Origin of the sequence: Cohnella fermenti, from assembly GCF_004801405.1 — a bacterium.
Lineage (GTDB): Bacteria > Bacillota > Bacilli > Paenibacillales > Paenibacillaceae > Cohnella > Cohnella fermenti.
On record NZ_SSOB01000031.1, the window covers coordinates 44,402 to 67,785 of the forward strand.

General features: G+C 55.9%; 15 protein-coding genes. 11 read left to right on the plus strand and 4 right to left on the minus strand.

Features of this window, described 5'->3' with window-relative positions; all coding sequences use genetic code 11:
* The first annotated feature begins 49 nt into the window (after nucleotides 1–49).
* A complete protein-coding gene (locus E6C55_RS21805; protein WP_230986806.1) occupies nucleotides 50–2,890 on the plus strand; it encodes an S-layer homology domain-containing protein in 2,841 nt (946 codons plus the stop codon).
* 666 nt (nucleotides 2,891–3,556) lie between these two features.
* On the opposite strand, the gene E6C55_RS21810 is transcribed toward E6C55_RS21805, so the two are convergent.
* Nucleotides 3,557–4,297, minus strand: a complete 741-nt coding sequence (locus E6C55_RS21810) for a hypothetical protein (protein ID WP_136371933.1) — start codon at nucleotides 4,295–4,297, stop codon at nucleotides 3,557–3,559.
* Nucleotides 4,298–4,801: 504 nt separating this feature from the next.
* Here E6C55_RS21810 and E6C55_RS21815 point away from each other — a divergent pair.
* From E6C55_RS21815 to E6C55_RS21835, 5 genes are all read left to right on the plus strand, one after another.
* Entirely contained in the window at nucleotides 4,802–5,980 is a 1,179-nt protein-coding gene (locus E6C55_RS21815; protein WP_136371934.1) for a GntR family transcriptional regulator, read from the plus strand.
* Between the two features lie 173 nt (nucleotides 5,981–6,153).
* Nucleotides 6,154–7,134: a carbohydrate ABC transporter permease gene (locus tag E6C55_RS21820; RefSeq protein ID WP_136371935.1), complete on the plus strand. Its 981-nt coding sequence runs from the start codon at nucleotides 6,154–6,156 to the stop codon at nucleotides 7,132–7,134.
* The gene (locus E6C55_RS21825) at nucleotides 7,121–8,044 is read left to right on the plus strand and encodes a carbohydrate ABC transporter permease (RefSeq protein ID WP_230986807.1); all 924 of its coding nucleotides are present in this window, start codon (nucleotides 7,121–7,123) and stop codon (nucleotides 8,042–8,044) included. Before E6C55_RS21820 ends, E6C55_RS21825 begins: the two co-directional genes overlap by 14 nt.
* Nucleotides 8,045–8,135: 91 nt before the next feature.
* The gene (locus tag E6C55_RS21830) at nucleotides 8,136–9,605 is read left to right on the plus strand and encodes an extracellular solute-binding protein (RefSeq protein ID WP_136371936.1); all 1,470 of its coding nucleotides are present in this window, start codon (nucleotides 8,136–8,138) and stop codon (nucleotides 9,603–9,605) included.
* Between the two features lie 125 nt (nucleotides 9,606–9,730).
* Nucleotides 9,731–12,748: an alpha-mannosidase gene (locus E6C55_RS21835; RefSeq protein WP_136371937.1), complete on the plus strand. Its 3,018-nt coding sequence runs from the start codon at nucleotides 9,731–9,733 to the stop codon at nucleotides 12,746–12,748.
* Between the two features lie 81 nt (nucleotides 12,749–12,829).
* Here E6C55_RS21835 and E6C55_RS21840 read toward each other — a convergent pair whose 3' ends face one another.
* The 3 genes from E6C55_RS21840 to E6C55_RS21850 form a co-directional block, all read right to left on the minus strand.
* Nucleotides 12,830–15,667, minus strand: coding sequence for a GxGYxYP domain-containing protein (locus E6C55_RS21840; protein WP_230986808.1), 2,838 nt, complete (start codon nucleotides 15,665–15,667; stop codon nucleotides 12,830–12,832).
* Between the two features lie 191 nt (nucleotides 15,668–15,858).
* Nucleotides 15,859–16,599: a response regulator transcription factor gene (locus E6C55_RS21845; protein WP_136371938.1), complete on the minus strand. Its 741-nt coding sequence runs from the start codon at nucleotides 16,597–16,599 to the stop codon at nucleotides 15,859–15,861.
* 1 nt (nucleotide 16,600) lies between these two features.
* Nucleotides 16,601–18,433: a sensor histidine kinase gene (locus E6C55_RS21850; RefSeq protein ID WP_136371939.1), complete on the minus strand. Its 1,833-nt coding sequence runs from the start codon at nucleotides 18,431–18,433 to the stop codon at nucleotides 16,601–16,603.
* A gap of 182 nt (nucleotides 18,434–18,615) precedes the next feature.
* Between E6C55_RS21850 and E6C55_RS21855 the strand changes: the two genes are divergently transcribed.
* The 5 genes from E6C55_RS21855 (at nucleotide 18,616) to E6C55_RS21875 (ending at nucleotide 23,372) form a co-directional block, all read left to right on the plus strand.
* On the plus strand, nucleotides 18,616–19,968 hold the full coding sequence (locus E6C55_RS21855) for an ABC transporter substrate-binding protein (protein WP_136371940.1): 1,353 nt from the start codon (nucleotides 18,616–18,618) through the stop codon (nucleotides 19,966–19,968).
* A gap of 77 nt (nucleotides 19,969–20,045) precedes the next feature.
* Nucleotides 20,046–20,936, plus strand: a complete 891-nt coding sequence (locus tag E6C55_RS21860) for a carbohydrate ABC transporter permease (protein WP_136371941.1) — start codon at nucleotides 20,046–20,048, stop codon at nucleotides 20,934–20,936.
* A 14-nt stretch (nucleotides 20,937–20,950) separates the two neighbouring features.
* Complete coding sequence (locus tag E6C55_RS21865; RefSeq protein WP_136371942.1) at nucleotides 20,951–21,763, plus strand: carbohydrate ABC transporter permease; 813 nt, start codon at nucleotides 20,951–20,953, stop codon at nucleotides 21,761–21,763.
* An 11-nt stretch (nucleotides 21,764–21,774) separates the two neighbouring features.
* A complete protein-coding gene (locus E6C55_RS21870) occupies nucleotides 21,775–22,659 on the plus strand; it encodes a sugar phosphate isomerase/epimerase family protein (RefSeq protein WP_136371943.1) in 885 nt (294 codons plus the stop codon).
* A complete protein-coding gene (locus tag E6C55_RS21875) occupies nucleotides 22,656–23,372 on the plus strand; it encodes an MgtC/SapB family protein (protein WP_136371944.1) in 717 nt (238 codons plus the stop codon). Before E6C55_RS21870 ends, E6C55_RS21875 begins: the two co-directional genes overlap by 4 nt.
* The last annotated feature ends 12 nt before the right edge of the window (nucleotides 23,373–23,384 follow it).

Below are 23,384 nucleotides of genomic sequence, written 5' to 3' on the forward strand. Positions count from 1 at the left end.
TGTAAGAGAGGTCAACGCTGAAGATTTCAACGGCGACGGAATCCCGGATTTGTTACTCAGATCCTACACTTCTATTGAGCTCATACTCAGCAAGTCCGAAGGGACGGTCGCCTTCGATTCGGCTGCTTACTCCGTCTCCGAGGACGGAGGGTCCGCCATCGTTACCATCGTTCGAAGCGACAGCTACGGGCCGACGACGGTACGATTGACGACGACGGACGGCTCCGCCACTGCCGGTACCGATTATACGGCAGTCACGGATACGATCTCGTTCCTGGCCGGCGAAACGGTCAAGACCTATCCGATCCCGATTGACGATAACGCGGTGTACTCCGGCAATCGGATGTTTACGGCAACGCTCTCCGATCCTTCGAACATGGTGTCGCTGGGAGCGCAATCAAGCGCGAGCATCACGATTATGGAGGACGAGCTGCCGGATACGACGGCTCCGACCGTAGATGTGACGAAGTTCACGGCTATCGACAACTATGACGGAACGCCGGATCAACTGCTCGGATCGGCGAATGCGATCGGCGAGTCCGGAGCGAACGTTCGCGCTTACGCCTGGAACGACGCCAATGACGACAACGCGATCGATGCGGGCGAGTTGTCGGCGACGGGAGTGGATCTGGGAACGAGCGCTGCCGACGGCTCCGTATCCGCGGCCGATCTGGGCGATCTGCCGCCCGGCTCGTACAAGTATGTCCTTACCGCAACGGACGCTGCTGGCAACGAATCGCTGCGAGTAGTGAGCGCAGCCATCTCCGTTATCCTATCGAAGGCGGCTATGCCGCAGGATAGCGAGATCAGCCCGACGACGGCGACGTTTGATATAAATCCGGCGAACCGGTCAGATGTAACGACGGAGATGACGCTGAACGGCAACACGCTGACGGGCATTGTGAACGGCGGGTCGCCGTTGGTAGAAGACGAGGACTACACGGTAGTGGACGACACCGTCACGATTGGTCAGAGCTACTTGGCAGAGCAGCCGGTAGGCTCGACGACGCTGACGTTTACATTCAGTGCCGGATCTGAGCAGACATTAGTGATAACGGTGAGCGATTCGACGCCGACGACGTATGGCGTCATTTACGATGGCAATACGTCCGACGGAGGCACGGCCCCGACGGAGACGAATAAGGCATCCGGTGCGACCTTCGCGGCGAAAGCGAACACGTTCACGAAGACGGGCTACACGTTCTCGGGATGGAATACGGAGGCGGATGGCGAAGGAACGGCGTATGCAGAAGGCGCAACGGTGACGATGCCAACCGCGGCGCTCACGCTGTATGCGCAATGGTCTGCGATCCCGACGTACGCGATCAGTCCGTTGTCGAACGAGACGCTGAATGCGTTGACAGCAGGCTATGCATCAGGGACGCAGGATACGATAACGGTGACCGTGACGCAGACGGGAACGGGAGACTTGACTGCCTTGGCGACAACGCTGAGCGGGACGAATGCGAGCAGCTTTACGATTACGCAGCCAGTAGCTACTACTCTTAATAGCGGGATGCCGTCCACGACTTTTACGTTGAAGCCGAACGACGGACTTGCTGCAGGAACCTATACGGCAACGGTAACGGTATCGGCGACCCATATGACGCCAGTGACCTTTACGGTGACACAGGTTGTTAACCGCGCCGACAGCGGCAGTTCAACATCTTCGAATACGACTGTCGATTTGGTTATCGACCTGAACGGAACCAGGCTTGATCCGGACACTATCGATACGACGAAGCCGTCCGTCACGCTGCAAGTGACGCCGAAGGACGGCGTAGCTTATGTCAGCATCCCTGGCAGCCTATTAACGAGATTTGCGGGTCAGAACGCAACCTTCTTCATCGAGATTCAGGCGCCTTATGGCAGTTACCGAGTGCCGGTTAATCTGGCTTCCCTCGTTCCGGGACTGCAGGATTTGCTTGCCGCGAACAAATTGAATGCCGAGGATATCAGCTTCAAAATCACGCTGACCGACAAGTCCGGGGACGCGGACATTCAGGCGGCGTTTGCACGTGGCTTGCCGAACGGCAAGGTAATGGGCGCCATTGTGGATTTCAGCATCGAGATCATCAATACCAAGACCAAGCAACCGGTTGGTGCGGCAGACAAGTTCAGCAAGGCGATGGTAAGAATCATCCCGATGCCGAAGGAAATGACCGACCTACCGGATCAATGGGGCGCGTTCCGCTATAACGAAACGGCGAAACAATTCGAGTTTGTCCCTGCACGCAAGGTGCAAATCGAGGGCAACTGGTATGTGATGATCAGCTCATTATCGAACAGTGTGTATGTCGTGGCGGACAATTCGGTCTACTTCACTGATGTACGACAAGATTGGAGCCAACCTTTCATTGATCTGGCGGCGGCAAAAGGTCTTGTTAACGGCGTAGGCGGCGGCTTGTATGATCCGAATAAAGAGGTAACCAGGGCGGAATTCGCCGCGATGCTCGTACGGGCGCTTGGACGCGGCCATTCAACCAACACGGCAGCGCCATATGAGGATGTAAAGCAAGGAGCTTGGTATTATAGCGAGGTAGCCCAAGCGAAGGAACTCGGCCTATTGGCGTTCGCGAGCAGCAACCGCTTTAAGCCGGAGCAAGTGCTGACGCGCGAGGAAATGGCGAGTATGCTGGCGGCTGCCATTGAACTTGAGAAGCTGCCATCCACAGGAGAAAAGGTTAGCTTGAATGGCTACAAGGATATGGGAAGGATAGACCCAATCTATATGGAGGACGTTCGATTAATGGTTAGTCTTAACATCATGAATGGTACCAGCAAGGATACGTTCAGTCCGGAAGGCGAGACGACACGTGCGCAAGCGGCGGCCGTTCTTGTACGGGCACTTCGGGTGCTTGGATTCATTGATCAATTGAACCATCCATAAGTCAAAATCAAAGACCGTCCAATGGAGTCGAATCCATCAGGACGGTCTTTGGTTTGACTGTGCTCTTCATGACTGACGGATAAATAGGAGATCTACCAAAAATCCCGCTTGAATTGGAAAAGTCCATTCAAGCGGGATTTTATTATTTATCATGACATTTTACCGCTAATTCACCCCCTTTCGATAAAATGAATCGAAAAAATGGCCATTCGACATGCCCGCGCGTTGCCGTATATATGCGAAAAACAACTATGACAACAAGGACAGTTGTCACCCCCTACCATGAAAATTTTTCGTATGCGGCCATCCGAAGAGGCGGTTGGAGAGGGAGATGTGCGGGAAACCCGCCTATCGACAGTTCGTTCCACTTGCCATCCTGCCCGGCAACGCTTCCAACTCCCCCATATGTGTTTTCCCTCTGGCGGGATTAGGTCTCTTCTCCCTTTCGCTCAGGATAAGGAGGTACAAGGGGAATCGGCAGTCCTAAGACCAAAGCGAATCATCGGCGAGCGAAGGTTCCTGAGCCAAGGGGAGAAGAGGCATAAGGGTTCAGAAGGGGGATAGCGCCTCTCTTATCACCATAATATGGATATCGATTCGCCGACTCACCAACATGCCGATCGTGTCGGGACGGTAGACGGCCCGGACGCCGGCTCCTCCCTCTATTCAAGCTTGCACAAGACGAGGGAAGAAGGTGCGAGCCGCACTTCGTACCGAACGGAGCCGTCCGCGTCCGTGCCGAGCCTCTTCGGATGCTCCCGCCCGGCGATCCGGATCAGCTCGCGGCCTTCCGGCACGCGGACGGTCCAACGCTGCGGGATCGGAGCGAAGTTCTCGAGCACGAACGTCCCGTTGTCGTAAGCGAACCAGCCCGCCTCGCCGGGGCCGTCGATCCGGTATGGAGCGACATCGCCCGCCAGCACGGCGCGCAGCTTCGAGGGCGACGTCCTCCGGCAGCTTCCACAGATCCGCGTAGTCGTCGGGAATGACAAGCGTATGAATTCGGCCCCGGCTGTAATTGTCGTACATCAGAACCGGAATGTTGTTGTGCCCCTTCAGCGCGACGATGGACTGCCAGGTGCCGTTCGTGCTGTAGTCGAGAATCGGGAAGAGCAGCTCCTCCCGCGACTCGGAGAACCGATCGAAGGTACAGCTATGCGTCTCGGTTGCGAATTTGCTCACGGCCAGTTTTTTCCCCGTTGGATGCAAGGTCGTGAACTCCTCGGCCCCTCTCCCGCTCATCCTCGCCACGAAGCTGGACGTCATGACGATCTGTCCTCCCGCACGCAGATACCCCTTCATCTTCTCGATAATGCCCTCGTCCCGGGCCGCGTTCGCGGTAATGAGCAACGGCTGGGACACCTCGGTTGGAAAATCGGGAGAGAGCTCGAACGGAATCGCCAGCATCCCCAGGTAATCGTACAGATGGTCCTCGCCCTTGGCGTGATGAGGCTCGTAGACGTAAGCGCCGACCGGACGGCCGAGCGCCGCCGCCGCTTCGTCCAGCTTATCGAGCTGGAAGCCGAGGGCGGGGACGTGAACGCTGTCCTTCAGCAGGGAGTAGCAGAACAGGGTACCCGGACGCCTGGTAGGCTTCGTTCCAGTTCGGGTACTTGATGATCATCCTCGCCTTCGGGTTGACCGCCCGCGCCGGCTTCAGGATGAACAGCCGGCTGTAGCCGGGGCGGTAGGCGTCGCCGAGCGTGAGATACGGGTCTTCGCTGAGCGAAGTTGATGGAAAACGTTTTACTTCTATTTATTACACATGAAATATGCTGAAACGGCGGAAACGATGGTTTGGGAGAAAACAGATAAATCGCGCAAAATTTCTTTTCGTTTGAACAAGCCCTGTTGACTAAATGCTATAATTGATATATTTTGATGATAATACACAGTAAGGAGCAATAGCATATGCAAAATGAGCGTCCACCATTGTACGTTCAAATCCAGCAATATTTTAAAAACCTGATTCACCGTCAGGAATTGAAAAGCAACGACAAGATTCCATCCGAGAAGGAATTGATGGAGCAATTCGATGTCAGCCGGATTACGGTGGCCAATGCGCTTGTGCAGTTGGCCAAGGAAGGCTGGATCTACCGGGTGCCCGGCAGAGGGAGCTTCGTGAGCGAGCGTATCGGCGAGCTGATCGGCGGACTGTCGGAGGAGCGCTTGTCCGAGACGGAGGTCGTCACGCCGGATTATCCGATGACGGCTGCGGGAGGGCAGAGAGCCGCAGGCCGAACGATCGGACTGATTCTGCCGGAGCTTGCGGACCACTTCGCCCTTCGACTTATTGAAGGCATCAACCGCAGGCTGACGGAGAAGGATTATCGCTTGCACATCGCGCTTACATCCAATTCGATCGACAGGGAGAAGGAAGCGATCCGGAGCTTGCTCCAATTCGGCGTCCAGGGGCTGCTTATATTTCCGTGCGATGCGGAGACCTACAATGAGGAGATTCTGTCGCTGAAGGCGGTCGGATTCCCGTTCGTGCTGATCGACCGCTACCTGGCCGGTATCGACACGAATGTCGTTCGCAGCGACGGGCTGATCGGCGGCAAGCGGGCGGTGGACTACCTGTGGGAGCTCGGCCATCGGGACATTGCGATCTGCTCGGATTCCATCCTGCCGACGATTACGGTCGAGGACCGCATTGGCGGCTATATGGAGTCGCTCAAGCACCACGAGGCGCTGATCAATCCCGCGTTGATTCTGACGGACTTTAATGTGGATTATCAGAACGCCGACGAGACCCACCCGCTGTACCGCTTCGTCAAGAATCGTATGGCAACCGCCTATATTACGCTTAACGGCAGGCTCGGCGTTCATATTGCTTCGATCTGCCGGAGCATCGGCCTCCGAATACCGGAGGATGTCTCGATTCTGACCTTCGACGATCCGTATTCGGGGCTTGCCGAGGACGGCTTCTACTCTCACATCTCCCAATCGGAGGCAACGATGGGGGAGAAGGCGGCATCCATATTAACGGATGTCATCGAGGAACGACAAGGCCGGGAGCGCTATGTCAAGACGGTAATGGCGCCCGAATTGGTCGTTCGCCACTCCGCCGGTCCGGTATCGGGCGCATGAAGGACATAATGGATTGAACTCCATAATGGATTGAACTCTCCGAAGGAGCTGCACATAGCGGCTCCTTTTATTTGATATATTTAATATATTCAATATTTACATCCAGTTTGCTTCCGTTTATAATGAAAATTGTCCGATATGATCAATTGTTATAGAGAATGGAGAGATGCGCAATGCAGCGGATTACCGCTGAAGGAGTGGCGGACGATAGATCGGGAGGATCGTGGAAGCGCTTTATCAAGAGGCATAGAGACGCCCTGCTGGCTGCGGTCATTCTGACGCCGCTAATCGGATTCTGGCTGGTCGTCAACGGATTCCCGACAATGTTCGGCTTCGTGCTGGGCTTCTTCGATTGGGTTGGATTGACGGATCGACCGTCCTTCGCCGGATTGGACAACTTTATCGCCTTTTTCCAGGATCCGCTGTACACGGGGGCGCTGTGGCGCTCCATATGGATCGGCGCGCTTGTCACCGTCGTTACGCAAGCGGCGGGCTTCGGTGCGGCGCTCCTGATGAATATGCCGCTATTCGGCAAAGGCATCTATCGCACGATCTGGTACATTCCGGCGGTGACGTCCACCGTGGCGACCACCCAGATTTTTAACCTGCTGCTTAGTCCGAGCAATGGCATTATTAACAACATTCTGATTTCGCTTGGCAAGGAACCGATCGTCTGGCAATATTCGGTCGGCTGGAGCATCTTCTGGATTGTCGTGTATTCGGTCTGGAAGGGAGTCGGAGCGGCATCGCTCCTCTGGTTGGCGGGATTGCAGTCGGTCGATCCGACGTTGTATGAGGCGGCAGAGGTCGATGGGGCCGGCAGGATGGCCCGATTGAGGCACGTGACGATACCGGGCCTCAAGCCGATTGCGACGTTTATCTTCATTACAAGCCTCGTCGCGGCCATTCAGATTTATGAACAGGTTCTGTTTATTACCGACGGCGGACCGTACAGCCAGACGGAGGTTCTCGTGCTTCGGATTTATCGGGACGGGTTCTGGGACTTCAATCTGGGCATGGCTGGAGCCTCCTCGCTGATTATGGCCATTCTGGCCATGTCAATTACAATGATCTATTACCGGTGGTCGTCCAACTCCGACCGCCGCACCACGATTCCAATCAGAGGAGGGGGAGCAAGCCGTGAGCGCAAGTGAATCCCGTTCGACGCGAACCCGAGGCGGCGCCTCGCGAATTGTCGCCCATGCCGTTCTGCTGGGCTTCGGCGCTGTTCTGCTGTATCCGCTACTATTCATGATTCTGGCCGGATTTTTTACCAGAGAGGAATTCAACCGCACGGTGCTGAGCGCGTTCCCGATTCCGGATCGACCGACGCTGGCCAACTACAAATCGCTTGTGACGGGGACGGTGACAGCCGCGGTCACGAAGTATATGGGGAACACCATTCTGCGTACGGTCTACTCTACCCTGTTTGCGGTGTTGACCTCGTTCCTTGCCGGCTTTGTCTTCTCCCGGTTGAAGTTCAAGGGCAGAGGGGCGTTGTTTCTCGTTCTGTTGGCGACGCAGACCATTCCTCTGACCATAGCGATTATCCCGACCTATTTGGAATTCGCCCGTTTCCCTTGGGCCGGCGGGAATGACATCTTTGTCGGCGGCACGGGAATTCTGAATACGTGGTGGGTCTATCTCATTGGCGGTCCGGCGATGAACATCATGGGGATGTTCCTTGTCAAGCAATCGCTTGAGAAGGTCCCAATCGAGCTGGACGAGGCGGCCAAGATGGATGGAGCGGGGACGCTCCGTCTCATGTTCCAGATACTGTTCCCGCTTCAGCTCCCCGTTGTCGCTTATATTGCCATTACAACGGCGTTGGGAACCTGGAATGACTTCATAACACCATTCTTCTATACGAGCAGCGATGACCTCCTGACGCTTCCCGGAGCGATTGCTCGTCTCTCTTCCATCAGTTCGGGAGCCGGAGGTACGATCAATTATCCTCTCATTATTACACTCGGTCTGGGCAATACCATTCCCGCTGTGCTGATTTTCTTTTTCTTCCAGCGATATATTGTTCAAGGACTCGCTAATTCCGGAGTTAAAGGGTAAACAAAATTTGCATAAAACATATTGAATATAATAAATATGTGTGATATGTTTTAAACGTAAGTCGCTACTTAATTCAAGGAGGGTCTATAGGATGAAAAGCAAAAAGGGTTGGTTGGCTATCAGTGCGTTGACGATGGCGGTTGGATTATCTGCATGCGGCGGCAACGGGAACAACGGCAACACGGCGAGTCCGAGCGCTTCGGCATCCGGCAGTGAATCGGCATCCGCATCCGCGTCGTCCAGTGCGGCGCAGCCGGTAGAGATCAAGGTGTTGACGGAGGGGTCCGTGAATGTCGGCACGGGAGTGCTGAACGACAGTCTGCTCGCTACCAAGAAGAAAGCGCTTGTCGCGGATGAGACGATCAGCCCGAGAGTGCAGGAATCTGACTTCAATTATGTCAAGGGCCAATCGTATAATTCCAATCTGTACGCTTATTATTATCAGCAGATTATTAAGGACAAGCTGGCGGAGAAGAACATTACGGTCAACATGGAAGATTGGGGTTGGGGCGAGACTCTCACCCAGAAGGAGACGGCTGGCTTCCTGGCCGGCAATATTCCGGACGTAATTGTCGGCGAGACGCAGATGCCGGGCTTCGCGATGCAAGGGCTGTTGGAGCCGTTCCCGGATGATATGGCGGATGAGATTCGCGAGAATATCGCTCCTGCCGCTTGGAAGCCGATGGAGGTCGACGGCAAGATTTACGGCTTCGCAGCACAACCGGGAGTAAGCAGTCTGTTCTGGAACAAAGGTCTGGTCAAGCAAGCCGGAATCGATCCGGATAAAGCCCCCGAGTCTTGGGATGAGCTTCTCTCCAACATCAACAAAGTAACAGAAGCGGGCAATGGCAAGTTCTATGGAGGCGGTGTATACGCCGGTCCGAACGCGGGCGGTTATCTGCGCTACGGCCCGTTGCTCGTTATCAATAACGGCGGATTCATCGATGCCGATGGCAATCCGGCGTTCAACAGCGACGCCAACGTGAAGACGGTCGAATACCTGCGCAGCTTGTATGCCAATCACCCGGCAGGATTGATGGTCAACACCGAAGAAGGCCCGTACTTCGATGCCTTCAAGAAGCAACAAACCGCCTATATCATCGATGGACCTTGGCGGGCTTCCGAGAGTACGGCACTCGGGATCGACTACGGAATGGCTCCGATTCCGTTGTCCGAGGGCGGTCAGGCCGGCAATATCACGATCGGCGCCGCCTTCAATGCAGTGCCGAAGAATGCGAAGAACAAGGAAGCTGCATTCGAGTACATTCGCACGTTGTACAGCGACGAGATTCAGAATCTGGTCGCGGACGGAGATCTTCGTTCGCCGGTCAAGAAGTCGGTTGCCGAGACGGCGGAATATCAGGCTGCGCATCCGGCCATGTATTTGCACTATCAGGCGATGAGCGGCAACGTTCAAGGCTTGCCGACCTTCAAGAAGAACGATTCTCAGGTATGGCAGTTGTTCGGAGATGCGGTTACCAAGGCGGTCATGTCGAACAAGGACATCAAGGCCACTCTCGACGAGGCGCAGGAGAAGGCGGAGGCTGCAATCGCCAAGTAATGCAGCAATAAAATAAAACATAAGGAAATCGTATCGTAACGCAATAGAATACGGATCAACGGGCGAGAGTGCGACGATGTCGCGCTCTCCCTTCGTTCCCGTCAAGATCAAAGGGGAGAGCTATCATGCCGCAAGAGACCGTGCCAGTCATGCTGGAGAGAATCAAACACACGAAGGAACGATTAAACGAACGAATCTATCGCTCTCTCGCTCCGCTTGCAGTGGAAGCATGGGTGACGAGAGAGCCGGTGTCTTTCGCGGAACGCGAATCGGGCAGTTACCGGGAGCTGACGCCCGGCGATCGCTGGGGTGAGCTGTGGGAATGCGCGTGGTTCCGCTTCAGAGGCATCGTTCCCATGGAGGCTCAAGGCTGCAAGATTGTGCTCTTGATCGATGTGAACGGCGAGCTCTGTCTTGTCGACGAGACAGGCACCCCGCGGCAAGGGCTTACGAACGTGAACTCGGAATTCGCGCTGGAGCTGGGGAAGCCTGGCAAGCGGGTCGTAGAGGTGGCTGCTGCCTGTTGCGGCGGCGAAGCAATCGATCTGTGGGCGGATGCAGGCTGCAACGACCTGTTCGGCCATTACCGCAGCGGCACCTTGAAGGAGGCGGACATCGCGGTGTGCGATGAGGCGATTCGCAGCCTTTACTATGATTTCGAAGTGTTGCTGGAGCTGGCCGAGCAGGTTCCGGAACGAAGCTCGCGACGGGCGCGGCTGGTGCGCAAGCTGTATGAAGCGACTCTGGCGCTGGCCGATCCGACGGCGGAAGCGGCAGGGCGTGCGGCGGCGCTGCTTGCCCCGGAACTGCGCCGGCGGGGCGGGGATGCGGAGCTGCAGGTCAGCGCGATCGGGCATGCCCATATCGATCTGGCCTGGTTGTGGCCGATTCGCGAGACGATTCGCAAGGGGGCGCGCACCTTCTCGACCGTGCTGCGCAATATGGAGAAGTATCCGGAGTATGTATTCGGCGCCAGTCAGCCCCAATTGTATCAGTGGATGAAGGAGCACTATCCCGGCCTGTACGACCGAATCAAGGAACGCGTAGAGGAAGGGCGCTGGGAGGTTCAAGGGGCCATGTGGGTCGAGCCGGACGTGAATATATCCGGCGGCGAAGCGCTTGTCCGTCAGATCCTGTATGGCAAGCGCTTCTTCCTTCAGGAGTTCGGCGTGGAGCCGGAGACGCTCTGGCTGCCGGATGTATTCGGTTATACGGGCAGTCTGCCGCAGCTTCTCGTCTCCTCCGGCGTTCGATACATGATGACGCAGAAGCTGTCGTGGAGCGTGTACAATCAGCATCCGCACCACAGCTTTATCTGGGAAGGAATCGACGGAACCGGCATCTTGACGCATCTTCCTCCCGAAGATACGTATAACGGTCCGGCCGCTCCCCGCTCGCTCGCCAAGATAGAGCGGGATTATCTGGACAAGGGCGTATCCGGACATGCGCTTATGCTGTTCGGAATCGGCGACGGCGGCGGCGGTCCGGGAGAAGAGCATCTGGAGAGATTGTCCAGGCTAAACAATCTGTCCGGCTTGCCTCCGGCAAAGCAAGAGACGTCGCTGGCCTTCTTCCGGAAGCTGGAGAAGGAGGCGCCGCTCCTTGAGCGGTATCGCGGTGAGCTGTATCTGGAGAAGCATCAGGGGACGCTGACGACGCAGGCGCGGAGCAAGCGCTATAATCGGCTGATGGAGCTGGCGCTCCGGGAGACGGAATTCGCGGCGTCGCTGGCGCTTGCGCATGGCGGAGGCGGCTATCCGGGCGAGGAACTGGAGCGGATCTGGAAGGAGGTGCTGCTGTATCAGTTCCACGACATTGTTCCCGGTTCCTCTATCGGGCGAGTCTACGACGAATCGCTTGAGCGGTACGAGGCTCTGTACAAGGAGACGCTCGGGCTGCAGCGAGAGGCGTACGGGAGACTGGCCGCGCTTCTGGGCGCGAACGGCGAGCCTGTCCTCTTCAATTCGCTGCCGTGGGAACGGGAGGGATGGATCGAGTCCGGAGGAGAGTGGCTGGCGGTGCGAGCTCCGTCGATGGGAGCCGTTCGCCTGGCTGACGCTTCTCGCAAGCTGCCGTCCGAGTCCGTGCCGGTCTGCGCCGACGGCGTGCTGGAGAATGATCGGCTTCGAGTCCGGTTCGCGGCCGACGGCAGCTTGTCATCGGTGTTCGATAAGGCGGCCGGACGCGAATCGCTGGCGGCGGGAGGGCGCGGCAATGCTCTCGCTGTCTTCCATGATTCGGGAGATGCCTGGGACTTCCCGAGAGATTACCGCCAGATGCCGGCAGGGGAGATCAAGCTGGAGCAGGCGGAGTTCCGCGTAGAAGGTCACCGCGCTGTCTCAAGACAAGTATACAGGTACAAAGACTCCGAGATCCGTCAAATCGTCAGTCTGGCTGCGGGAGAAGACATGGTCGTCTTCGAGACGGAGGTCGACTGGCGAGAGTCGGGCAAGATGCTGAGAACGTCCTTCGATACCTCGGTCAGGGCCGATATGGCAAGCTGCGAGATTCAATTCGGCTATCTGCGTCGTCCGACAAGCCGCAATACGCTGCTCGAGTTCGCCAGGGACGAGGTGTGCGCCCAACGCTACATCGACCTGTCCGAGACGGAATTCGGCGTCGCCCTTCTTAACGATTGCAAGTACGGACATCGCGCGGAGGGCGGCACGCTCGATCTGAACCTGCTGCGGAGCCCGTCCTATCCCGATCCGAACGCCGATCGGGCAGAACATCGGTTCAAGTATGCGTTGATGCCGCACAAGGGCGATCATGTCCGGGCGAATGTCGTTCGCCGCGGCTATGAATTCAATATTCCGCTGGTCGCTCTGCACGATACTCCGGCTTCCCTGCCTGGCGCAACGAACGCCGCTGGCTCCCGGTCCTGGCTGTCGATCGACAGTCCTTCTCTGATTATCGATTCGGTCAAGAAGGCGGAAGACGGCGACGAGCTTGTTCTTCGCATCTACGAGAGCGCAGGAAGCCCGGTTGCCCGCGCTCGGCTGAGTATCGGATTTCCGTGCGCGGACGCGTGGGCGTCCACAATCATGGAGGAGCGGGGCGAGGCACTGTCGATAGCGGATGGTTGTGTGGAATTGGAATTCCGTCCTTTTGAAGTGAAGACGATAGCTCTTCGTTGTCGGTGAGGATTAGGATGGAGGTCTTGTACGGAAGAGGCTGTCTCGATTGGGAGACAGCCTCTCTTCGCGTACGGCGTGGTTCTTGCTTTAATGAATCGTGACCTTGTCGACAGTTATGGTCGCCTTGTCCTCGAAGTGCACGCGATACTCGAGCTTGTGTCCGGGAACGCTATTCGTGAAGTCGAGCGTGAAGGTCTGATATTGATCGGAAGCGGCGAATTGCTGCCGCAGGATCGAGCTTGTTGCGATGGATGCGCCCGTTGTCGCATCGTAGACATCCAGAATCGCCACGGCGTCGTTGTCGCCTCCATTGTTGTCCACCTTCAGGCGGAAGTCCGCCTTATGCGTTCCGACGGGCACATTGCCATCGTATGGCCCATACAGCATATGGCCGCTATTGTCCAACGATGGGGAAGCTTGCCAGCCGTCTGCGACGGCGCGGCCGACCGCGTGGCCGACAACCGTCCCTTCCGCTTCATACTGGCCGATGCTGCTCGTTATCGTCACCTTGTCGATGTTTAACGCCGAGGTGTCGTGATAATAAGCTCTGAACTCCAACTCATGTCCGGCTGTATGATCGAACGCAAGGCTGAAGTTCTGGTACAGTCCACTCGCCTGGAATTGATTGCGGTACAAGTCGAACGAGGAGAGAACCGTGCCTGTCGTATTGTCGCGAACATCTAGCGTAAGCACCTTGTCATTGTTGCCCGCCAGGGAGTCGATCTTGATCCGGTACGTCGCCGTCAATCTGCCCTCGGGATAGGAAGTCTCGTAAGGTCCCCACAGCATAAAGCCTGCGTTGTCCTGGGAGGTATTGGCCGTCCATCCGTTGTCTTCCGAGCGGCCAAGACTATGACTGAACGGGGAGGAAGCATAGCTGGTATTCTCCGCTTCGAGTCGGGCAATCAGAGTGTCCGGATTGATCGGCAGGCCGTTATATTCCCGCATGAGCTGGAAGTAAGTATCGGTGCGCACGAACACATAATCGTTATTGCCGGTGAAGTTGCTCATGGCCTCGACCAGATCCTCGTAGTTGGTCTGCCAGGGGTTCGCCTGAATCGAGATGAATCTTGGCGACTGTCCGTCCCAGCCGGAGCTTGCCTGCGTAATCTCGTTAATCAAGGAACTCGCGGAATCCCCGTAGGTTGCGTTAAGGTTCTGTGAAGGCATCAAGTTGTTGTAAATAGTAATGCCGCCGCCGCCTTGCTGAGTCGTCAGCCCGAGCAACGAAGGCGCGTAGTCGGCGAAGCTGTTGCCGACATTGCCGTTGATTCCTCCGTTGATATAATTCCATATCGTCGCGACCTTGAGTCCGGCGCGACTCATATAATCGTCGGATTGGGCTACGAATTGGTCAAGATAGGTCTGGTTGCTCCAGAAATTAGGGTACGTGTAGCCGATGCCGCTTGGGCCTGAGATAAATACGTCATTCTCGGTTGCGGTGTCGTAGTAATAGTTCAGCACTCCCGGCATTGCATCGAGCATCGCGGGCGATATGGTCCAGCCGAGAGGCACAGTCCCTCTGCTGGCGCTGTCCCAGAGCTTGCGGAAGCGGTGCTCCATGTACTGGAGGTTGTCGCCGTCGCTCATAATGAAGCTGACATAGATTTTATTCTCGAGAGGAATCTTGTTCGGCGTCGGCTTGACGGACACGGTGCGCGAGGTGCCGCTAAATACGGTCAGATTGCTGGACCAGTCCGAAGCGACGGTCGATATCCCGTATTCCGATACGCGTTGCACGCCGGAGGCTTCATCCGCCCACCAGCCCATATAGACGGAGCCTGCAGGCATGTCGGCCAGAAAATCGCGAAGCAAATCGTCTTCTTCGGCAATTCTGGGGTCGAGCCAGACGACCGAAGCTTCAATAGCGGAGGCATAGTCCCGGAGATACCCGGCAACGCTCGAATTGAGACCGACCAGAACCCGGTGGGTCGTCTGCGACCAATAATGGTCTCTCAGATATTCGTAGACTTGAAGCTTGGTCGTAAAGTCGCCTCGCAGATCTTCGAGAATCGGCAGATTATAGGGAGCGGAGGTCAGAGTCGCGACAAGATCCGGTGCCGCTACGATGCCGCCCTGCAAGGAGGCGATCGTCGTTGCCAGATTCAACGTGTCGGGCACATCGTAGTCGTACACGACGATGCCGCCGATCTCGCTTCGGTACTTGGTCAGAAGCGACCAATTGTTGGAGACATTCGCATAGTCAAGGTTAAGCGAATCGGCCCAGGCGTATTCTCCTTCCTCTCCGCCAAGCGTATAAATCCGGGGTTGGCTCTTGGCCAATAAACCTTTGAGCGAGGTGAACAGATTGGCAGCGTCGGCCAGGCTTCGCGGCGTCGTGCCGACGCTGGACAGGCTGACGAGCGAGGTGCCCAGCCAGCGAACCCTGAATTCCAGCGCATGTCCGGCTGTGGCGTTATTGTACGTCAGCTCGAAGCGTTGGAAGGAGCCGGCGCCATTCCATTCATGGCGGGTGAGCGTCCGTGAGGCAAGAATCTGATTGGCCGTATAATCGTACACATCGATCGTCGCCACGTTGTCATTGTTGGCCGTATTGTTGTCGACCAACAGATTGTAGAAGGCCGTGTTGACGCCGGTTGGAATATCAGTGGCATAGGGACCGTAGGCGATCAGCTTGCCTGCCGTATCGATTGAGGTTTTGGCTGTCCAGAAATCTTGATGGTAGCGCGATTCCGCCTGGCCCGTCTCATGCAGAATTTGGGTTCCCGTCGCGCCATAGGAGTATTCCGTCTTCAGATCGACGGCGTCGAGCGTCGTTGCCGGCGTTGACAGGGTGGGAAGCGCTTGCGAGGCCGGCCAGGTAACGGCAGCGTAAGAGGAGGAAGCGTCGGCGAACACCAAGCAGAAGCCAAGCAGGATAGAAGCGATAACAATGATACTTTTTTTTAAAACTCTCTTTTCCACAGGATAATCTCCCTTCGATTCACAGATCTTGGCAGAAGCTAACCGAGCGAATTGCGATGAGTTCCTCCTTCCTAAAGAAAACCGGAATGTAAGCGTTTGATTATTACAATGATATGTTATATATATTTATTATATTAGTCAATATGTCATTTATCGATGGGACGGACGAAAGGGGATAAGCGCAACAGCGCCTACCCATTGCGGAATGTGCCCGGCGTTCTTCCTGTCAGTTGTTTAAAAACGAGCATAAAGTGCTTCGGGCTCTGATAGCCGCACAGACCGGCGATGTCGTAGATCTTGAGCGTCGTGTTCAGCAGCAGGTACTTGGCCCGTTCGATTCTTGCTTGCGCGATATAATCGGAGATGGCCGTCTGCGTTCGCTGCTTGAATAGATGACTGATATAAGCGGGGTGAAGATGAACGTGCTCGGCCAAGCTCTGCAGCGTCAGATCGCCGTTCAGATTGTCCGCGATGTACGATTTGATCATGGAGATGGCCTGGCTGTCACTGTTCGTCTGCGATACCGTTCGGCAGGGCTCGGGCGTCTGTACGGATGACGGTGCCGCTTGCTGCCCGAGCAGGCGCTCCAGCGTCAGCAGGAACGCCCTGCGATTGACGGGCTTCAACATGAATTCGTTGACGCCAATCCGAATCGCCTGCTGAGCATATTCGAATTCCCCGTAGCCGCTGAGAATCATGACGGGAACGTTGGGATGGAGAGCCCGGGCTTTGCCCAGGAAGGTCAGGCCGTCCATCTCGCGCATTCGGATGTCGCTGATAATCAGATCGGGCAAGCTCGAATACAGATGCTCGAGCGCTTCTCTGCCGTTCTCCTTCTCGGTGACCGCGATATCGCCGGGCAAGGCCGACACAAGCTGAACGATCCCTTTGCGAATGATTTCTTCGTCCTCGACAACCAATATTTTGCGCAAATTAATTCCCTTCCTCTCTTAGTGGCAGCAAGATGGAGAAACAGGCTCCGTTCCCTGGCTCCGATTCCACATGCAGTCCGTAGGCTTGTCCGTACAGAAGCTTGAGCCGCCGATTGAGATTGCGCAGGGCGACTCCGTTCCGCTTGTTGTCCTCCCCTAAGCCTACCGGGTGACGCTCCGGCTCTTCCAGCAGGGCTCTCAGTCGTTCAAGCGAGCTCTTGCTCATGCCTCGGCCATTGTCGCGTACGGTCAAGCGAAGATGGCGATTATCGCTGTCTGCGTCGATCCATACGGTGCCTCCTTGAGGCAGATCTTCAATGCCATGGTTGATCGCGTTCTCGATGAGCGGCTGCAGCAGCAGCTTGGGAACGCGGAGATGACCAAGAGAAGGATCGGTGTTAAGAATGGAGCTCAAGCGGGGGCCGAACCGCAATTGCTGAATATAGATGTAGGACTCGATGAAGGCCAGCTCCATATGCAACGGAACGAGTTTGGATCGGACATCGATCGTGTAGTGCAGAAGACTGCCCAAGGCGGATATCATATCCGAAATATCGTATTGTTGCTGTTGGATAGCCTTCATGTTGATCGATTCCAGTGAATTGTACATAAAGTGAGGATTCATCTGGCTTAGCAGCGCTGCAATCTCGGCATCCCGCTCCCGGCTCCCGATCTCGTAAACCTCCCCCATGAGTCGTTCGATCTCGGTCGACATCCGGTTGAAGCCTCTTGCGAGTTGTCCGAATTCATCGCGGCTAGTCGCAGGCAGCCGCTGCATAAAGTCTCCTTGTTGAACGCGCTTCATTTTGTTGCGCAGTTCGATGAGAGGGCGGCCGATATGCTTGGACAAGACGAAGGCCGACAATGTCGCCGCCAGCAGACAAGCCCCTCCTATCCAGAGCGAGAGCTTCCGCAGAGGCAACGTCTCCTGGATGAGAATGCGGCGAGGGATGAGGCTTACGACCTTCAGTCCCGTCTTGCTTGAGACGTTGGTAACGATCAGGTAGGGCGTTCCTCCCAGCTTCGTCTTCGCTGCGCCGTTGCCTGTTGTCCATGCAGGCTCCTGCGGCAAATCCTCGGGAGTTGCCCGCAGCTTCTCGGTATTCTGCTGATAGAACAGCTCGTTGTCGGCGTTAAGGATAAACAAGCTGCCGATCTCATCGTATTTGAAGCCTTCTGCAACCTGGCTGAAGACATCCAACCTGAAGTCCACCTTGACGATGCCAAGCTTCTCCATGCTGCCCGGCTCGATGATGACCTTCGCCAACGATACATAAGGCTTGGGTGTCGTCTCAAGCAGATAGTCCGGATAATGCTGGGGAATCTCCAGCCATTCTCCGTTCGCTTCCGCAACATGGCGGTACCAGACCTGATTGCCTCCCGAATAATGGGACTTGATCAGGTAAGGATCCATATCCGTGAAAATATCGCCGTTATTCGTTATAAAGTGGATACCGCGTATCTCCGGTCGGAAGATGGACGAACCGGCCAAATAATGGAACATTTGAGAACGTTCTTGCGAGGTGGGGTGAATACCGGCGTTGGCGGGGTCTCCGTACCTCTTGAGCAAGCGGACGATCTCGGGATTGTACAGGGGAAGCAGGGACAGCTTCTGCTTCTCTTCGGTAAAGATCTTATCGATGCTGGCGTTGATTTGGCCGACGATCTGTACGGCGTAATCGGTGGTTCTGCGCTCGATGGTGCCCGAGAATTCCAGAAACGTGACAATGCCTTGAACGCTGAGGGGCACGGAGATGAGCAGCACAAATATGATCAGTATCTTGGAGGAAAGTGTTAAATAGCGATGCCGTAGTGCAGAGAATAATGTGTTCATTGACGGTCTCGCCCCTTTGTGCAGCGCTTTCAAATTGATCTTATCACTTCCGATATTAAACACAATAGAATCGAAAAGGTTATAAAAATATCGAACCAAATCTTAAAACGGCGTCCTTATAACGTGAAAGCGAATTCAACTATACTGATTGCAGATTCAAAACAGAAAGGGAGACAGCAACCATGAAAAAGACAATGGCAACATCACTGGTGCTGACGACCATAGCGGTTGTCGGCGCCGGCTGCGGCAGCAATGGGGAAGGGGGAAAGGAGGCAACTCCCGCTGCGGCCTCCGTGGAGGCGAGCGGCGCACCATCGGCATCAGCCGGAACGGAGAAGGTAGAACTGACGTTCTATTATCCGATTCAGGTAGGCGGCCCACTGACCGCTACGATCGAGAGCATGGCCGAGCAGTTCACGAAGGAGAATCCGAACATCGTTGTCAAGCCCGTCTATACCGGCTCCTACGGAGATACGACGCTCAAGACGCAGGCGGCCGTTGCCGGAGGCAATTCGCCGGACGTAGCGGTGCTTCTCGCAGCCGATCTGTTCAGCTTTATGGATATGGACTCGATTGTTCCGTTGGACGAATTTATCGCACAGGATGGAGACGACGGATTCCTTGACGACTTCTATCCGGCGTTCCTGGAGAATTCCCAGGTTGAGGGCAAGACATACAGCCTGCCCTTCCAGAGGAGCACCGTTGTACTCTACTACAACAAGGATGCCTTCAAGGAGGTCGGACTCGATCCGGAACAGCCTCCGGCCACTTGGGACGAGTTGGCGAAGTCGGCCAAGCAACTAACGAATGAGGACCGCTGGGGAATTGAGATTCCATCCTCCGCCCCAACCTCGGCTACATGGATGTTCTCCGGGTTCGCGATCCAGAACGGGAAGAATCTGATGAGCCAGGACGGGAAGGAAGTCTACTTCGATACCCCGGAGAATGAAGAAGCGCTTCAATTCTGGGTCGATCTGTCGAAGAAGGACAAGGCGATGCCGGAAAATGTTATCGAGTGGGCGACGACGCCATCCGACTTCCTGGAGCAGAAGACGGCGATGATGTTCCATACGACCGGCAATCTGGCGAACATTCGGCAGAACGCCAAATTTGACTTCGGCGTTGCCATGCTTCCGCAGAACAAGCAGTTCGGGAGCCCGACGGGCGGAGGCAATCTGTACATCTTCAAAGACATCGGCAAGGAACGGCAGGAAGCGGCCTGGAAGTTCGTCAAGTTCATGACGGACCCCGAGCGCGCGGCGCAGTGGAGTATCGACACCGGGTATGTAGGCGTCCGAAAGTCGTCGTATGAGACCGAGGCGATGAAGCAGTATACGGAACAATTCCCTGCCGCGCTTGTAGCGCGCGATCAACTGGCTTATGCCAAAGGCGAGCTGTCGACGCATAACAACGGCAAGGTGACAGCGGCCCTGAACGATGCCATTCAGGCGGCGCTATACGGCAAGGTTACTCCGGCCGAAGCGTTGAAGGGCGCTCAGACGGAGGCCGACAAGGCATTGGCTTCGTTTAAATAATCGGCGAGCGCTTGCCCGCTTAACGCGCGGGCGGCGCTCCGGTTTAATGCTTAAGGATCTGGAATGGAGGATTTATCATGGCGGGCTCGCTTGGCAAGAGATGGAGATCGGAAGTGTTCGCTTGGGGATTGCTGGCCCCGTCTCTGCTATTTTTGGCTGTGTTCACGTTTTACCCCATTTGGATTACCGGCGTACAGAGTTTCTATACCAAGAATCTGGCCGTACGGGAGCCCGTGTTTGCCGGGGCGGACAACTATTCGCAATTATTCTCAGATTCATTGTTCCATAAAGTGCTGATCAACAACTTCTGGTACATGCTCGGAACCGTTCCGGGTGCGCTGGCGCTCGGTTTGATCTTCGCTCTGTTCGCGAATCGGGCGCTTAAGCTTCGCGGATTCGTTCGCGTCTCCTTCTTCTATCCGAATGTAATTCCGATGATCGCTTTGGCCAACGTATGGCTGTTCATTTATACACCCGAATACGGTCTGCTCAGCCGATTGACGGATATGATCGGTGCGGGGCATACAGCCTGGCTGGGCTCCGAGAAGTGGGTCATGCCGGCGCTTGTTGTCATGATGGTGTGGAAGGAAGCCGGCTATTTTATGATCTTCTATCTGGCGGGACTTCAGAATATTCCGAACGATTTGTACGAAGCGGCGCAGGTTGACGGCGTGGGCAAATGGCGGGTTTTCTGGAGAATCACCTTCCCCTTGCTAATGCCGACAACGTTGTTCGTGTTGGTTGTCGCGCTAACGAACGCCTTCAAGACGATCGACCAGCTATTTATCATGACGCAGGGCGGACCGAACAATGCCAGCAATCTTCTGCTCTACTACATTTATCAACAGGCATTCTCTTATTGGGACTTCGGAGCCGCGGCGGCTGCCACAATCGTTATGATAGCATTCATGCTTCTTATTACCGTCCTCCAGTTCGTCGGAATGGACAGGAAGATTCACTACAGATAGGAGGCGGGGAGCCTATGGCGCTCTTGAGGAAAGTAGGTTTATCTGCCGTCATTTATGCCATTGCGATCCTCTGGGCCATCCCTCTGGTATGGGTCGTATACATGGCGTTTCGCCCGCAGAGCCTGTCGTTGTCGTCCGGAATCAGCTTGCACTTTACGTTCGATAATTTGAAGTGTGTCTGGGAAGCTGCGCCTTTTCTTGTCTACTTCACGAATACATTAATTATTGTTATCGGCATCTTCGCGGTACAGATGGTCACCGTGACCATGGCCGCCTACGCATTCGCGCGGTTGGCCTTTGCGGGCAAAACAATCGTATTCCTCGTCTTTCTTGTACAGATCATGATTCCGGTCGATGTGCTGATCTTCCCGGAATATATGGTGCTGAAGGAATTGTCGCTGCTGGATACGAAGCTTGGAATCATGATTCCATACTTCGGCTCGGCGTTGGGTATTTTCCTCATGCGTCAGCATTTTATGACCATTCCCGCCGATCTTGAGGAGGCGGCGCAGATGGAAGGGGCAACCAAGTGGCGAATTCTGTGGACGATTTATTTCCCGCTGGCTCGTCCGGCGCTGCTGTCCTTCGGACTCGTATCGGTCAGTTACCACTGGAACAATTTTGTCTGGCCGCTGATTGTAACGAATTCGGTGGAGAATCGTCCTTTGACCGTCGGGCTGGCCTTGTTCGCCAAGGCGGCGGAGACGGGGGCGCAGTGGTCGGTTACGACGGCCGCGACATTGCTCGTTATCGCTCCTCTGCTGATCGGCTTCCTGTTTTTCCAACGGAAATTTATTAACAGCTTCGTCAGTTCGGGCGTCAAGTAAGGAGGAAGAGCATGACAGATCAAGTGCAAAGCCGATATGGCATATCGACCTTGACCCGGATCGGCCAACCGTTGGAGACGGCGCTGCAGCGGCTTGCCGAAGCGGGCTGGCGTCGACTGGAGATTATGGTCGAAGACGGTCACAGGGAATTGCTGGATTGGAGCGAAGAGCGATTAGGCGAGCTTGAACGATGGGGCGAACGACAGGGAATCGCCTGGTCGATGCATGCCCCGATCCACGGGGTAAACTCCTGCTCCTCCGATCCGTCGGAAGTCGAGGCGGGACTTGCGCTGCTCAAGCGAGCGATTGCCATTGCGAACAGGTTGGGAGCGTCCTATGTCGTGATGCATCCGGGAGAATACGATCGCCCGATCCCGGACCCGGCAAGCGATCCGAACGGATATGCGGAAGCCCGGGCGGACTGTGTTGCGCGTTGCGCATCTTATCTGCGGAGGCTGATCGGCGAGACGGGCGGCGAGGAAGGGAATCCGCTTGCGCTGGAGAACGTGCCGCCGCGTCCCGATCGCTTCGGCTGGGACTGCGCGTTCCTGGCCGACGCGATTGCCGCTTCGGGCACTTCCCGTGTGAGGATTCTGTTTGACATCGGACATGCCCATCTGTGCGGAGAGGGGCACGTTATGAACGAGCTGCGCAAGCATGAGAGGCTGCTGCTGGGCATGCACATCAGCGACAATCGCGGGATGAAGGATGAGCATCTCGCCGTTGGACGCGGGACCATTCCTTATGAAGGGATCGTTGCTGCGCTCGGCAAGGCCGGCGATCGAATCGCCTGGGTGCTCGAGACGGGAAGCGAAGCAGCGGCCTCCGAATCCCTCGAGCTTCTGGACAATTGGCGAACATTGCATTCCGCCCGAGGCCGGGCGAAGGAAGAATGACGTTGCCGGCCGATCATCCGGAATTGTGGCACATCTCCGCATACGAGCTAAGCTTTCGAATCTTTATCTCCATCGTGCTGGGGGGCATTATCGGTCTGGAGAGAGAACGCGGCCAGCACCCGGCCGGGTTCCGCACGCACATTCTCGTGTGCGTCGGCTCTGCGCTCATTACATTGACTTCGATCTACGGATTTGCGCAGTTTGCCTACGAGACCAATGTCCGCATGGATCCGGCCCGGTTGGCCGCGCAGATTGTAAGCGGAATCGGATTCCTTGGCGCGGGCACGATCATGCGGCACGGCGGCAATGTCTCGGGGCTTACAACGGCCGCATCTCTGTGGGTTGTCGCCGCGATTGGCATTGGGACGGGGGCGGGCTTCTATTATGCGTCGGCGCTCACCACTATTATCGTCTTCGTCAGTCTCTTCGCGTTAAACATTATGGAGAAGAAGTGGCTGAGCGCGGGCCGCCGAGAAGAATACTCGATTCAATTGGCGGAGGACCGGGACATCGAGCCGCTGCTCCGGCTCCTGTCCGAGGAGCGCATCGCGATTCATTCCATGACCGTGGAGCGCAGCGGCGGGAGCGCGGGCGTTCGAATTCATTTTATTGTCAAGAACGGCAAGAGAGGGATCAGGGAGAAGATGGCTTCGTTGCTTGCGGGCAGGCCGGGCTTGCTGAATGTGGAAGTGAACCGTTCCGTGTCTCCCTGACCTCCGAGGGCA